The sequence below is a fragment of the Paenibacillus sp. EKM10P genome (genome assembly GCF_011800655.1).
In the GTDB taxonomy this organism is placed as follows: Bacteria; Bacillota; Bacilli; order Paenibacillales; family Paenibacillaceae; genus Paenibacillus; species Paenibacillus polymyxa.
Map to the genome: position 1 here is coordinate 1 of NZ_JAALET010000025.1, position 15,614 is coordinate 15,614.

Consider the following 15,614-nt stretch of genomic DNA (forward strand, 5'->3'; position numbering starts at 1 on the left):
CTCTTCGATCAGTACGTCAATCGAAACGCCGTCAGATACGATATGATGCGTATCGAACATTAGAATGTGCCGGTCCGGCGCCAGTTCAGCAAGGCCTACCCGCAGAAGGGGCGGCTTCGCTAGATCAAACGGACGAACGAATTGGCGCACCGTTTCTTCTGCCTGCTCCTCGCTGATCTGCACATATTCCACCTGGAAGGCGGCTTCTTCGTAAATCCGCTGAACCGCTTCGCCTTTTACCATCTCAAAGCCGGTACGCAGCGTTTCATGACGAGCTACGAGCCCGCGGAACGCTTCTTCAAACCGCTGTCGGTCGAGCTCCCCTTCGAGCAGCATAGCTCCTGGTATGTTGTAACTCAGCTCGGCTCCTTCCAGCTGGTTCAAGATATAGAGACGTTTCTGAGCGGAAGAGAGCGGATAATACTCGCTAGATTCTGCAGCCGGAATAGCCGTGAACGAGCCGATCTCCAGCCGCTCCATAGCCGCGGCCATTTCCTCAACCGTTGAGTAGTGGAATACGTCGCGAAGCGGGAATTCAACGCCTAGCTCCTTATGCATTTTGCTGACAAGCGTCGTCGCCCGCAGGGAGTGCCCGCCGAGGTCGAAGAAGTTGTCCGTTACGCCTACCGCCTTCTCCCGAACAAGCACATCCTGCCAAATGGCGGCCAGCTTCGCCTCCAGTTCGGTGCGCGGCGCCACGTATTCGCGGCCTCCGCCTGCTCCCCCTTCCGGTGCCGGCAGCGCCTTCCGGTCGATCTTTCCGTTCGGCGTCAGAGGCAGGCGCTCCAACTCCACGAAGTACGACGGGATCATGTACCCCGGCAGCTCGCTGGCAATCGCCCGCTTCAGATCCGCCGCTGTCAAGCCTTCTTCCGCTGTATAATAAGCGCACAAAGCTTTCTGACCTTCTTGATCTTCCCTGACGACGACGACCGCTTCCTTCACGCCACCTACACTCAGCAGCTTTGCTTCGACTTCACCCGTCTCAATCCGGTACCCCCGGATTTTCACCTGGTTGTCGATCCGGCCGATGAAGTCCACGTTCCCGTCTTCCATCCAGCGCGCCAGGTCGCCTGTCCGGTACAGCCGCTCCCCAGTGGCGAACGGGCTGTCTACGAATTTCTCCGCCGTCAAATCCGGGCGGTTCAAGTACCCGCGCGCCACTCCGACTCCGCCGATAACCAGCTCGCCCAACACCCCGATCGGCACCGGCTTCAGATTCGCATCCACGATGTAGAACTTGGCGTTCAGCCACGCTTTCCCGATCGGCACGCTGCCCGTCTTCGGCAGCTTTTCCAGAGGCTCGTCATAGAAGCTGGAGTCAATCGCCGCTTCCGTTACGCCGTAGCTGTTAATAATACGGAACTGCGAGCCGAAGCGCTCCTGCAAGGTGCGGTAATCCCCCACGCTGCAGCTGTCCGAGCTCGTGATCAACAGCTCCAACCGGCTCATATCCAGCCGTTGCTCGTGCACGTACTCCAGGAACGGCACGATCAGCGCTGGCGTCGATTCGAAGATGGTGACCCGCTCCCGCTCAATCCAGTGGTGCAAACGAGACGGATCGATCCGGTCGTCCTTCGGCACAATTACCATGGTGCCGCCGTTGTACAGCGTCCGCGCAATGTCACCCACGAACACGTCGAATGAGAAGCTTGCGAGCTGCAGCAGCCGCACCGGGAACTGATCCAGGCGGTAGTCCCGACGGTAGCCCGCCGCCGTGTTCACCAGGCTGCGATGTTCGATCATCACGCCCTTCGGCTTGCCCGTCGTACCGGAGGTGTAGATGACGTAAGCCAAATCGCGCGGCTTGTTCACATTCGCCGGATTCGACGCGAGATCTGCTGCTAGTACGTTCTTCTCGGCTTCTGCCGTGGCGGACGTTTCGGCAGCAGCTGCTTGCGCCAAAGCCTCCGCCTCTGCGCCTGCTTCGCCCAAAGCTTGTACACCCACAGCCGCTTCCGCCGCTCCGAGACTGTACGTCGCGGCGTCGTCAAGCGCAAGCACCGTTTGCAGCACTAGAGCTCCGTCACTGCGCCAAGCTTCCGCCTGCTCCAGCAGGCGGGTCTGCGTAAGCAGCACCGACGCCCCGCTGTCCGCGAGCATATACTCGATCCGCTCCGCCGGATAGTCCGGGTCGAGCGGCACATAAGCGCCGCCCGCTTTCCATACGGCGAGCACCCCGATCAACAGCTCCGCCGAACGATCGGCCAGAATGCCGACCACCTGCTCCGGCTTCACCCCGCGCGCCCGCAGTGCATACGCCAGACGATTCGCTTTGGCGTTCAGCTCCGCATACGTCAGCTTGCTGTCTTCGTAGACAACCGCCAGCGCTTCCGGAGTGCGCTCCGCCTGCTCCTCGAACAGCTCGTGGAACGTTCTCTCTCTCCACGACTCATCCGCTTCCAAACCTGTACCCTCTGCGGCGGGTTGCTTCGCAAGAGCCGAAGACGACACGTCAAACCCGACCAGCAAATCATGTTTTTCGCTGTCCGTCAAGACATCCAAATCCGAAATCCGCGCACCCGGCTGAGCCAGGATCGACGTCAAAAGCTGCTCGTAATGACCCGCCAGCCGTACCACCGTTTCCTGTCTAAACAACGAGGTAGCGTACTCGATCTTGCAAACCAGTTCGTTATCGGCTTCCACGATATCAAAGCTAAGGTCAAACTTTGCCGTCTTTTCCTCGATGTCGAACAGCGACCATTGCAAGCCTTCCAGGGTTAAATCCAAGCTTTCGTGCTTTTGCAAAGAAAACATGGTGTCAAACAGAGGATTCCGGCTTAAATCCCGGCTCACCTGAAGAGCTTCCACCAGCTTCTCGAACGGATAGTCTTGGTGCTCGTAGGCTCCAAGCGTTGTTTCCTTCACTTCCTGCAAGTAATCCAGGAACGTCCGCTCCGCCGCCGGACCCAAGCGAAGGGCCAGCGTATTGACGAACATACCGATAATCGGCTGCAGGTCGGCGTGAGAACGGGCGGCAATCGGAGTGCCGACCACTATATCTTCCTGTCCCGCGTATTTATGAAGCAATACGGAGTACGCAGCCAGCAGAAGCATGTACAGCGTTGCCCCCGAATCGCCGGCAAGCCGTTTGAGAGCTTCGCTTTTCTCCGCATCCAGCGTAAACGTGAGCGTTTGACCGTCAAACTGCTGAACGGCCGGGCGGGAGAAGTCGAGAGGCAGCTCAAGAACCGGAAGCTCGGAGCTGAATACCCCACGCCAGTATTCCTCCTGCCGTTTGATGCGCTGGCGCTGCTCCTCGGATTGCTGCCAAACGGCGTAATCCTTGTATTGAATCCGCAGCTCCGGCAATTCTTCCCCATTGTAAAGCCGCACGAATTCGCGCAGCAGCACGTCCATGGAAAGGCCGTCGGAACCAATATGATGAATATCCAGCGCGAGCAGGAATTTCTCTTTCTCCAGTTCGATCAGCAGGGCGCGCAGCAAAGGCGGCTGGGTCAAGTCAAAAGGCTGAATGAAGCCTTCAAGAATGGCCGCAACCTGATCTTCGCTTGCTTGAAGCTTTTCGACCTTGAAAGCTACGAGCGGATGAATACGCTGAACCGGCTCCCCATTCACGATTTCAAAACCGGTGCGCAGCATATCATGCCGGGCCACCAAAGTAGTCAGCGCCTTTTCCACTTTGGCCTCGTTCAAAGCCCCTTCCAACTGCAAGGCACTTGGGAGGTTGTAATTCAGCTCCGAGCCATCCAGCTGGTGCAGGACGTACAGCCTTTTTTGCGCGGAGGAAACCGGATAGTACGCTTTCTCTTCCGCTTTCGGAATTGAGCTGTGCCGCGTTTCTTCCAAGCTGGCAATAGCCCCGGCCATCGACTCTACCGTCGTATAGCGGAACACATCGCGCAGCGGAAGTTCGACGTTCATTTCCTTCTGAATCTTGCTGACAAGGTTCGTCGCCCGCAAGGAGTGGCCTCCGAGCTCGAAGAAATTGTCTAGGACTCCAATGCCGGAGTAGCCCAGCACTTCCTCCCAGATCTTCACAAGCTGGGACTCCATCCGGTTACGCGGTGCTACATATTCGACGCCCGTCTGCAAGCTGCCTTGCGGTTCCGGCAGCGCTTTGCGGTCTACTTTGCCGTTGGCCGTCAGCGGCATGCGCTCCAGCTGCACGAAGTACGACGGGATCATGTACCCCGGCATTCCCTGGGCCAGCGAGGTTCTCATTTCGCTGACCGTCAGTGTCCGATCCGCCACAAAGTAGGCGACAAGCGCCTTCTCGCCCCCGCCGTCCTGACGGGCAAGCACCACCGCTTCTTCCACGCCCTCGACGTTCAGCAGCTGCGTCTCGATTTCGTCCAGCTCGATTCGGTACCCGCGGATTTTGACCTGGTGATCGATCCGGCCCAGGTATTCGATGTTGCCGTCCGGCAGCCAAGCCGCCAAGTCGCCCGAGCGGTACAGTTTCTCCCCCTCCGCAAACGGGGAATCGACGAACTTCTCCGCCGTCAGATCCGGGCGGTTCAGGTATCCTCTCGCAAGGCCTTCCCCGGCCACGTACATTTCGCCCGCTACGCCGATCGGCACAGGCCGGCGGTTTTCATCAAGGACGTACACCCTCAGCGTCGGGATCGGCTTGCCGATATTGCTCTTCGCCGCCTCCATTTCGACCCACGTGATTTCCTTATACGTCACGTGAACAGTCGTCTCGGTAATGCCGTACATATTGATCAGCTTCGTCTCCGGGTACTTCGTCTTGAAGCCCTTGAGCAGCAGCGGACTCAGCGCTTCGCCCCCGAAGATGACGTTGCGAATCCGCAAATCGTACGGATGGTCCGTCAAGACCTCGCGCAGCAGCTGGTAGAAGTACGTTGGCGTCTGGTTCAAAATGGTAACCTGTTCGCGGCCCAGCAGCGCCAGGAAATCGGCCGGATTTTTCGCCGTGAACGGCGGTACGATGACCAGCTTGCCTCCGTACAGCAGCGCTCCGTACATTTCCCAAACGGAGAAATCGAAGCAGAACGAGTGGAACAGCGTCCACGTGTCGGACGGCCCGAAGTCGAACAGGTTTTTGTCATTGAACAGGAGGCGCACGACGTTCTTATGCTCGATCAGCGTTCCTTTTGGTCTGCCGGTCGTTCCCGACGTGTAGATGACATAAGCCAGGTTGAGCGGCCCGGAAATCGGCTCCAGGTTCGAAGCGTCCAGCGCACCTTCGGAGTCCGCCCCTCTGTCGCCCCAAACGAAATCGTCCAATTCGAGGCGCGTTCCTACGAAGTCGGTCTTCTCGTGCAGATGCTTTTGAATCAGCAATAACGGCGCACCCGAATCCTCGATCATGAAGCGAATGCGCTCCTCCGGGTAGTCGGGATCGACAGGCACGTATGCTCCGCCTGCTTTGAGAATCGCCAGAATGCCGACGACCATATCGAGCGAGCGTTCGGCCAGAATCGCTACCAGCTGGTCCGCTTCTACTCCCGTCTCCCGCAGCTTTCGCGCAAGGCGGTTGGATCGCTCGTTCAGCTCGCGGTAGGTCAGCTGCCGCTCGTTCATGACGGCGGCCACGTTGTCCGGGTAAAGCTCCGCCTGCTCTTCGAACAAGCCGTGAATCGTCTGCTGCCGCGGGTAGTCCGCCTCTGAATCGTTGAAACCGCGCATCAGCTCGCGGATTTCCTCCTCCGTGAGCATTTCCAGCGAGGCAATATCCCCGTCCGGCGCTGCTGCGATGGTTTCGAGCAGCTTGTCATAATGTCTGGCGAACCGCTCCGCGGTCTCCTGTTTATACAAAGCCGTAGCGTACTCCAACCGACATTCGAGCTGACCGTCCATCTCCGAAATGTCCAAGAGCAGCTCGAACTTGGATGTTCGGTTTTCCAGCGGATAAAACGATTGCTCCAGCCCCTCGATGACAATTTGCTCGTTCTCCGTATTTTGCAGGGAGAAGAACGTATCAAAGAGCGGATTCCGGCCGGTCGCGCGCGGAATGTGAAGACTTTCCACCAAGTCTTCGAACAAATAATTTTGGTGTTCGAAAGCCCCGAGCGTGATATCCTTGATTTCTTCCAGGTACGAAAGGTACGGCTTGGAACGCTCCGGACGGCTGCGAATGGCCAGCGTGTTGATAAACATCCCTACGATCGGCTGCACTTCTTCCTGCGTTCTTCCGGCAATCGGCGTTCCTACGATCAGATCTTCCTGACCCGAATATTTATGCATAAGGATGGTGTAAGCCGACAGCAGCACCATGTACAGGGTCGTCCCTGTCCGTGCCGCTAGTTCTTTCAGCTTCTCCGTCCGATCTTTCTCGATATAAAACTTCACGGTTCGGCCGTCAAAGCTTTGCACCGCAGGCCGCGGGAAGTCCGTCGGTAGCTCCAAGACCGGCAGCTCGCCCGACAGCTGTTCCAGCCAATACTCCTTCTGCGGCTGGAGCATCTGCCCGTAAGCTTCGGAATGCTGCCAAACGGCATAATCTTTGTATTGAATGCGCAGCGGTGCCAGCTCCTCGCCCCGATACAGGCGGCTGAACTCGTCGAAGAGCAGCGCTGTCGAAATGCCGTCCGAGACGATATGGTGCATATCGAACAGCAGAATGTGGCGATCCTCGGCGACTTCGATCAAGCCGATGCGGAGAAGTGGTGGCTTAGTCAGATCAAACGGGTGATAGTAAGCTTCCACCACTTGCTCCACTTCCCGCTCGCTCGCTTGGAAATAATCTACAGCAAAATCCAACTCGTCATAGATGCGCTGGACAAGCTCGCCTTGAACCTGCTCGATCCCGGTACGCAGCGTCTCATGGCGCTGAATCAGCGCCCGGAACGCGTGCTCGACGTGTGTGCGGTCCAGCTTGCCTTCGAGAAGAAGCGCCGCCGACATATTGTAGCTGCGCTCGGCCCCGTCAAGCTGGCGCAGGACGTACAGACGCTTTTGCTCGGATGAAACCGGATAGTACTCGGCCTCAGCCGCCTTTGTAATCTCATACGTCTCCTGCTGCCTTAAACCGCCGATTCTTTGGGCCAGCTGTTCGATCGTGGTGTAGCGGAAAACTTCCCGCAGCGGAACCTCGACTTGCAGCTCTTTCCGAATCTTGGAAACCAGCGTGGAGGCCCGCAAGGAATGACCACCCAAGTCAAAGAAATCGTCTTGGACTCCAACTCGCACAATACCCAGTACCTGCTGCCAAATGAGAGTAAGTCTTGTTTCCAGCGTTGTGCGAGGAGCCGCATACTCACGGCCTGCTTCTATCTCTCCGGTCGGTTCAGGCAGCGCTTTGCGGTCAATTTTGCCGTTCGGCGTGAGCGGAAGCTTATCAAGAGACACCAGCCGGGCCGGGACCATATGAGCCGGCAGCTCTTGCTTCAATTGGGACAGCAGATCGCTCAGCTGCAAAGAAGCATCCGCCGCCACGTAACCGCACAAATACTTTTGCCCCTGCTCATCCGTACGGTCGGTCACCACAGCCTGCTTGACGCCCGGGAAACGCAGCAGGGCCGTTTCAATTTCGCCGAGTTCGATGCGGAACCCGCGAATTTTCACCTGATAGTCGATCCGGCCGATGAAGTCGACGTTGCCGTCTTCTAGCCAGCGGGCCAAATCGCCTGTCCGGTACAGACGTTCGCCCGGCACAAACGGGCTGTCCGCAAACTTCTCGGCGGTTAGATCCGGACGGTTCCAGTACCCGCGCGCCACCCCGGCGCCGCCGATGACAAGCTCGCCCGGAACCCCTACAGGAACCAGCTTTAACGCAGCATCGACAATGTAAAACCGGGCGTTCAGCCAAGCTTTGCCGATCGGCACATGACCCGACGGCGGCAGCTTATCCAGCGGCTCACCGTAAAAGCTGCTGTCAATGGCCGCTTCGGTAACGCCATAGCTGTTGATGATGCGGAATTGTCCGCCGAATCTTTCCTGCAGCAAACGGTAATCGGTGACACTGCAAGCATCCGAGCTGGTAATCAGCAACTGCATGGAGCTAACGTCCAGCCCTTCTTCATAAATATGCTGCATGAACGGCAGGATGAGCGCAGGCGTCGATTCGAATACCGTAATGTTTTGGTCCCGAATCCAGCCGTATAAGAGGTTCGGATCAATCCGGTCATCCTTCGGCACAATCACCATCGTGCCTCCGTTATACAGCGTCCGCGCGATGTCTCCGACAAACACGTCAAACGAGAAGCTGGCCAGCTGCAGCAGCCGCACCGGAAACTGATCCAACCGGTACTCGCGACGGTACGCATCCGCCGTATTCACGAGACTACCGTGCTCAATCATGACGCCTTTCGGGCGCCCCGTCGTACCCGAGGTGTAAATCACATAAGCCAAGTCTTGCGGGGCGCTGTCGGCAGATTCAAATTCCACGGCTAAGGCATCCCCGTTATAAATCTGTTCATCGTCCATGGCATAGACAGCTTGAAGCTTCAGCCGGTCATCGGCCAACCAACCTCCGGCCCGCTCCAACAGATGACGCTGCGTAAGCAGCACCGATGCATCGCTATCGCTGAGCATGTACTCAATCCGCTCCGCGGGATAATCGGGGTCCAGCGGTACATAGGCTCCGCCGGCTTTCCAAACGGCGAGCACCCCGACCAGCAGTTCCACCGAACGCTCCGCCCAGATCCCCGTAATCGTCTCCCTTCCCACGCCCTGTTCGCGAAGGAGAGAAGCCAGCCGCTCGGCGCGTTCGTTCAATTCGCTGTAGGTCAGCTGTTTGTCCATGTAGACGACTGCCGGATGATCCGGAATTTCCCGGGCAAACTTTTCAACATACCGATGAAACGCTTCTCCCTCGCTCAGCCCTGCCACCGGCGGGTTAAAAACATTGAGAACGCGGTGTCTCTCCTCATCGCTCAGCAGAGAAATCTCGCGTACCGGCAGTTCGGGACTCTGAAGAAACTGGTCCAGAACGGTTACATACTGTTCCATAATCCGATCAATCTCGGCCGTCTCGAACAGACCCGTACGATAGGAAGCATGGAGAATTACATGGCCTTCATTCAGCATATGGTCGAAGCGCAGCAGCAAATCGTCCATCTCGTGCCTAGCGAAGTGAGCCTCTAAGCGTACCTTGATTTCCTCGTACTCCACGATTTTCAAAGGCAGATATTCCAGAGACGTGCGGAACAGCCCCGAAAGATCGTTGCGGCCGTGTTGTTCGCGTAAATCCTGGATCAATTGGTTATAAGGGTATTTCTGATACCGCAGATCCGCCGTATTTTCCTTGGAAACCGTTTGGATCAAGGAAAGTACGTGCCCGTCTGGATTCAGACAAATCCGCGTAGCCACGGTGCTGACAAACATGCCGATCGTTTCTTTTTCCTTCTTGCTGGTGCGATTGGCGAAAACCGTGCCGACCGGAACATCGGTGCTGTCGGTCAGTTTGTACAATAAGGCGTACATGGCGGACAAAAATAACGTATATAAGCTGACCTGATATTGTTCGCTGAAGGCCAGAATGCGTTCATACCGGGAACCGTCCAAAGTGATGGACAGTTTATTGGATTCGCTGCCGATCGAGAATGGCGGATACGATTTAATGCCGGTCGTTTCAGGCAAAGTGTTGTACTTTGTCAGCCAGTATTCCTTGCCTTTTTGATAACGCTGCGATTGCTCATATTCACGCTCCGAGGAAATATAATCTAGATAGGAAGGGGGCTGGTAACTGCTGGAGATGCCTTTGCGCAGTTCCAGGTACTTTTCCATCACCGCATGCAGCAAAGCATTGACGGACAAGCCGTCGGCGATAATATGATTTACCGTCAAATTGAGCCATACTTGGCCGTTCGCAAAATGGATAATCGTAAATTGGTAGAGGTGTTCGTCGAACACGCTGGCCGGTTTTTCGCTTACTTCTTTCACCCAAGCATAGAATTGTTCGGTTGTTCCTATTTCGAGGCGGCTTATCCTAGCTTGGACATTCTCCGGCTCTTCGAACCACTGCGTTGGATTTTGCAAATCCCCGCTAATGCGGATTCGGAAAACGTCATAGGTTTTGACGATCTCTGCCGCCGCTTGCTTCAGAAGCTGTGTGTTGATCTCGCCCGTAATCTGGTAGGTCGCGGAAAGCATCGTGATGGACGTTCCCGGATTCATAATTTCCATGAACCATATTCGGCGCTGGGCTTGCGTTAATCCATATTGCTCGTTGGTATCCTCTCTCACATCGACACACTCCCGGTTTAGAGATTCTTTATAGATAGGCTTTGTACCTAGATGTCACTTAGTCACTCTTAGAAGAACCGCGCAGGCCATTCCCGGAACGGCTCCTTCGGACTCTTCCTCCTTTTTCGTGTCTGCGTTTTCTGGTAACTACCGGTTATAAAGTCATACCTTGGATTGCTAAAAGACTCTGTCGCATTCGCGAGCAAGAAGCCGCCCGCCGTAAAGCGGGTCTAGCCGTACAGCCGGGCGTAATAACCTCCGAGCGCAATCAGGTCCTGATGGCAGCCCCGCTCGACGACCGTCCCTTGGTTCATGACGGTAATCAAATCCGCATGTTCCACGGTGCTGAGACGGTGGGCGATCAGGATGGTGGTGCGCCCTTTCATCAATACGTTCAGGGCCTGCTGTACCCAATGCTGGGATTCGTTATCCAGCGCGGAAGTCGCTTCGTCCAGCAGCAGAATCGGGGCGTTTTTGAGAATCGCCCGTGCGATCGCAATTCGCTGCCTTTGTCCGCCCGACAACGACGCTCCTCTCTCTCCCACCGGCGTTTTATACTGTTCAGGAAGTTCCTGAATGAAATGGTGAGCGTACGCCGCTTTGGCCGCTTCGATCACTTCTTCATCCGTTGCATCCAGGTTGCCGTAGCGGATGTTTTCCTCAATTGTGCCGGTAAACAAGAACGGCTCCTGCGGAACGTATGCAATCTGCCTGCGGATTTCATCCAGCGTGTAATGGCCGAACGGTTTGCCTTGGAGCAGGATTTCTCCGCTGTCCACAGGATAAAAGCCGAGCAGCAGCTTGATCAGCGTACTTTTGCCACTGCCGCTGGCCCCCACGATAGCGGCGACCTGTCCGGGAAACACCTGCATGGAGATGTCGACAAGCACCTTTTTATCCGCCTGATAGGAAAATTCCACATCGCGAAACTCCACCGCAGCCTCCGACACGAGCTCGCTGTGAGGAGATCCCAAACGCTCCGGTTCCTCTTCCTCTCTTAGTACTTCTTGAATCCGGTGAGCGCCCGCGAGCGAATTTTGGGTCATCGACAGAACCGTCCCCAAGTTCAACAAGGCGTGCGTCAGATTCACTTGCAAAACCGCCAGGGCGGCGACGCTTCCCATTCCCATCAGTCCGTAGGCATAAAGAAGACTGCCGATGACGATGATGCCGCAGAACGTGACGTAGCTGATAAAATGATTCACCGCAGCCTGCATGCCGTTCTTCTGCGCGGATTGCCGAAGCGTCTGCGTCATTTGTTCGTTCAACGCCTCGTACTGGCCGTAAATCGTGCGGATGCGGAACAGCTTCACAATTTGAATGCCGCCCATAAAATCTTTGAATTTTTCGGTCATTTTACCGAGCGTTTGCAAGCCTTGTTCGGACAAGGCGCGAATATCCCGCGCAAATTTCAGGCTGACCACGGAGGACAGCAGCAGAATGACGAAGGATACGCCGGCAAACCGCCAATCGATCAACACCATGGAGACAATGGAGCCGATGCAAAAGACAACTTGAAGCAGCAAAACAAAGTAAACCTGCGAGAATGTAAACTCAACGGTCGTTACGTCATTGTTCACCCGCGACAGCAAGTCCCCATGGTGCGTCTGCTCCAGGAATCTCGGCCGCACCCGGCACAGCTTTTCATAAAGACGTTCGCGGATATTCAGCACAGTCAGCTCGACACTGCGCTGGTATAAGTAAATGAACCAGGGAGAAATCACATTTTCAAGGAACAAGGCCGCGCCCAAAATAATAAAGGCTTCCACTATCAGGGACGTATCTCGGGACACGGCGAAATCAACCAAGTTATGTACGACCAAGCTGAAGGCGATCAGGAACAATGTCTGGGTGAGCGCCGTCACTGCCAGGCCAATGGCGTACTGGGTTTTGCGCTTGCGGTTCATAAACATCAGCAAGTAGCTTAGTTCTTTCACTTGCGAGAGCCATCCGCCCTTTTTCATGTGTACGCCACCTCCCTGCGTTCGGCAGACTCAGTAAATTCCTGATAGTACGACTGGGCGTACAGTCCCTTCATCTTCAGCAATTGTTCATGAGTGCCCTTTTCAACAATACTCCCCTGTTCCATGACCCAAATTTCGTCGGCGTTTTGTACTGTAGAAAGCCGGTGGGCAATAATCATCGTCGTTCTCTGCTTCATCAATACGCCCAGCGCTTCCTGAACCGCGCTTTCCGACTCCGGATCAAGAGCCGACGTTGGCTCGTCCAGCAGCAGAACGGGAGCATCCTTCAGAAAAGCCCGGGCCATTGCAATGCGCTGGCGCTGCCCGCCGGACAAAAAGCCTCCGCGCTCTCCGACATACGTCTGGTAGCCGTCGGGAAGCTGCATAATGAAGGAATGCGCCTGAGCGGCTTTGGCGGCTTCGATAATCTCGTCCATCGACGCTACTTCCCGCCCGTGACCGATATTTTCAGCGATCGTGCCGCTAAACAAATATGAATCCTGGGTTACCACGGAAAAATGCGACCGAAGCTGCTCCGGATCGGCGCCGTGGATCAGGCTGCCGAACACGCGGATCTCGCCCTGGCCCTCCGCAAGCGGATAAAAGCCGCATACAAGCTTAAATACCGTGCTCTTCCCTCCGCCGCTCGCTCCGACAAGCGCGATCGTCTTCCCTTCCGGCACCGAGAAGCTAACATTCCGCAGGATCGGGGAGCTCTCCTCATACCCGAAGGTTACGTTCTGAAACTCGATAGGGGCGGCGCTCGCTTTCGGAAGCGAACGACCATTTTCCATTTCGGTCGGCTGCTCGACGATTTCGGAGACCCTTCTCAGGGCACCGGTCATTTCGAACGTCCGCGTGATGAGCTCGGGAATATGCTCCAGCGGCTCCAGACACAGATTCAGCAAGTACAGGAAGGCGATCAGCTCTCCCGCGCCTAGCTGCCCTTTGTAGATCAAATAGCTTCCGTAACTGACGGCGAAAATGATCGGGCTGATCATCAACGTGGAAAGCAGTGGGTTGACCCAGGCTTCCCGCTTTTTCACGGCCAGCTTTTTTTGGGCCGTCAATTGCAGCAGCACTTGGTAGGAGCGAGATAACATGCCGGATAGCAGGTAGCTTTTTACAATAGGCATGCCCCCAAGCGTATCCTGGAGGTTGACGTTCATTCGGCCCATGTTCGCCTGGGCTTCCTCCGTCAACCGCTCCAACTGCTTGCCGATCCATTGGGAAACCAGCAGCGCTACGGGAAATAACAGCAGGCTGTACAACATCAGCTCCCATTGGAGGTAGAGCAAATAAGCGAAACAGCCGATGAACAACAGCGGATGATAAAACCACTGGGCGAGGTCCCGAATCATAAACTGCTGGATGAGCTGCAGGTCGTTGTTGATCCGCGACAATACGTCGCCGGAGTGCTGCTTTTCTAAATAGGAGACCGGGAGTTTACCGATATGACGCATGACATGGTTGCGGATATCCTGCACCGCAGAGGCACTGCTTCGCTCCACGCCGAAGCTCATGAAAAACTTCGCCGGCACACCGATCAAGATGACCACAAAGACCGCATACACGATTTGCAGAACGATTGGCCCCGCCCCCTTCTCGGCCTGGGTGGTCAACTGCTCGATCAAACCTCCCGTCCATATCTCAATAACGGCGGCGGCAATCGCGGACAAGACACCGATGATCATCCAGCCTTTGTGACGGCTTACATAGGACATCAGCCAGCGGAACGCTTTCCAGGCGGCGTAAGCGGTTTGGCGCTTGAAAGGCGCCGCTGTGCCTTGTTCTTGAACAGACGGCTGTCGGTCAGCTTCCATGCAGTACCCCGGCCTCCGCTTCGATCTGCCGCTTGACTTGCTCTAAGATGTCCCGGATGACGATGGCCGTTTCGTCCACGCGCGCGAGTTCCAGCAATTCCTCGTGCGCGCCCTCCAGCCGGTAATCGGCGTAAGCTTGCGTCGTTGCCCCCCGCCAGGAAGGCAATTGGTGCTCCAGGCGGAACGCTTCGCTGTCCTTCGCAATCAGTTCGTAAATCCGGGCCGGGATCGTGCCGGAATTAATGAGCTGCGCTTCGTACGCCAAGGTCGCTTTGACCTTCCGATGAACCCGCTCCCGTACGAGCGGGTTGCTCATTAATTCCTTCTCTTCTTCGTCGAAATCGGCAAGCGTTTCTTCAAGCTCTTTCTCCGACGTTTCGGAAGGCGTCAGCGTGTGCTTAATCCACGAGTCCACCATAAGCACGTCTGTTACGGAATACCCTCTTTTCTCCATCGTTTTGGCTACCTCGAACGTCAGGTTTCCTCCGAAGCAGTAGCCGAGCAGCACGTAAGGTCCTTCCGGCTGGATGCGGACGATCTCGTCCACATAACGGTTCAGCATGGCCTCGTAATCGACGGCATCGTCGATAAAATCAATGCTGTAGAGCACGGACCGACCGTCGAGCCTGCTTGCGAGCTCTCGGTAACCGATGCCGAAGCCGCTGCCCGGAGGGAAGCAGAACACATTCAGATTTCCTACTTTATTCAGCTTAATGAAGGAGTCTCCCCCTTTATCCAGGCCCAGGTCCCCCTCTCCGAAAGCCATGGCTTCAACTGTTACATTATGGAATTGGCGGTTTAGCGGTATCTCAATGCCCGTTTCATCGTAAACGGCTTGAACGAGCCTCATCAGACTTAACGAATTGCCACCCAACTCAAAAAAGTTATCCTTTACGCCGACCTGCGGAACGCCAAGCGTATCCTGCCAGACGCGGGCGATCTTCATTTCGAGCAGCGTTCTCGGCGCGACATATTCCGCTCCTCGGGCCGCGGCTTCCTCCGGCGCGGGCAGCGCTTTACGGTCGATTTTCCCGTTCGGGGTCAGCGGCATCCGCGAAAGCTGCACGAGGTGCGAAGGAATCATATACCCCGGAAGCTGCTTGGCGAGCTCCTCCTTGAGTTCATGCACCGCCAGCCTCGTTTCCGCGACGTAGTAAGCGACAAGCTGCTTTTGGCCGTTCGCATCGTCGCGGTCGAGCACCTTGGCTTCTTGAACGGCGGCGATCTTCAGCAGCTGCGTCTCGATTTCGTCCAGCTCGATCCGGTACCCGCGGATTTTCACCTGATGATCGATCCGGCCCAGGTATTCGATGTTGCCGTCCGGCAGCCAAGCCGCCAAGTCACCCGAGCGGTACAGTTTCTCCCCCTCCGCAAACGGGGAATCGACGAACTTCTCCGCCGTCAGATCCGGACGGTTCAGGTATCCTCTCGCAAGGCCTTCCCCGGCCACGTACATTTCGCCCGCTACGCCGATCGGCACAGGCTGGCGGTTTTCATCAAGGACGTACACCCTCAGCGTCGGGATCGGCTTGCCGATATTGCTCTTCGCCGCCTCCATTTCGACCCACGTGATTTCCTTATATGTAACGTGAACCGTCGTCTCGGTAATGCCGTACATATTAATCAGCTTCGTCTCCGGGTACTTCGTCTTGAAGCCCTTGAGCAGCAGCGGACTCAGCGCTTCGCCCCCGAAGATGACGTTGCGAATCCG

Annotated in this window: 4 protein-coding genes; all 4 read right to left on the reverse strand. The window is 56.1% G+C overall.

Annotated elements, in window-relative coordinates:
• On the reverse strand, window positions 1-10,116 hold a 10,116-nt coding region (locus tag HFE01_RS26040), incomplete at its 3' end, for a non-ribosomal peptide synthetase (protein WP_167442881.1).
• Between the two features lie 230 nt (window positions 10,117-10,346).
• Window positions 10,347-12,080, reverse strand: coding sequence for an ABC transporter ATP-binding protein (locus HFE01_RS26045; protein WP_107735305.1), 1,734 nt, complete (start codon window positions 12,078-12,080; stop codon window positions 10,347-10,349).
• Complete coding sequence (locus HFE01_RS26050) at window positions 12,077-13,903, reverse strand: ABC transporter ATP-binding protein (protein WP_107735304.1); 1,827 nt, start codon at window positions 13,901-13,903, stop codon at window positions 12,077-12,079. Before HFE01_RS26050 ends, HFE01_RS26045 begins: the two co-directional genes overlap by 4 nt.
• The coding region (locus HFE01_RS26055; protein WP_167442882.1) for a thioesterase domain-containing protein at window positions 13,893-15,614 on the reverse strand (1,722 nt) is incomplete at its 5' end. The genes HFE01_RS26055 and HFE01_RS26050, both read right to left, overlap by 11 nt.

Coding starts and splice junctions, on each gene's coding strand:
- HFE01_RS26050 (WP_107735304.1), bottom strand. CDS start 13,903: ATGGAAGCTGACCGACAGCCGTCTGTTCAAGAACAAGGCACAGCGGCG.
- HFE01_RS26045 (WP_107735305.1), bottom strand. CDS start 12,080: ATGAAAAAGGGCGGATGGCTCTCGCAAGTGAAAGAACTAAGCTACTTG.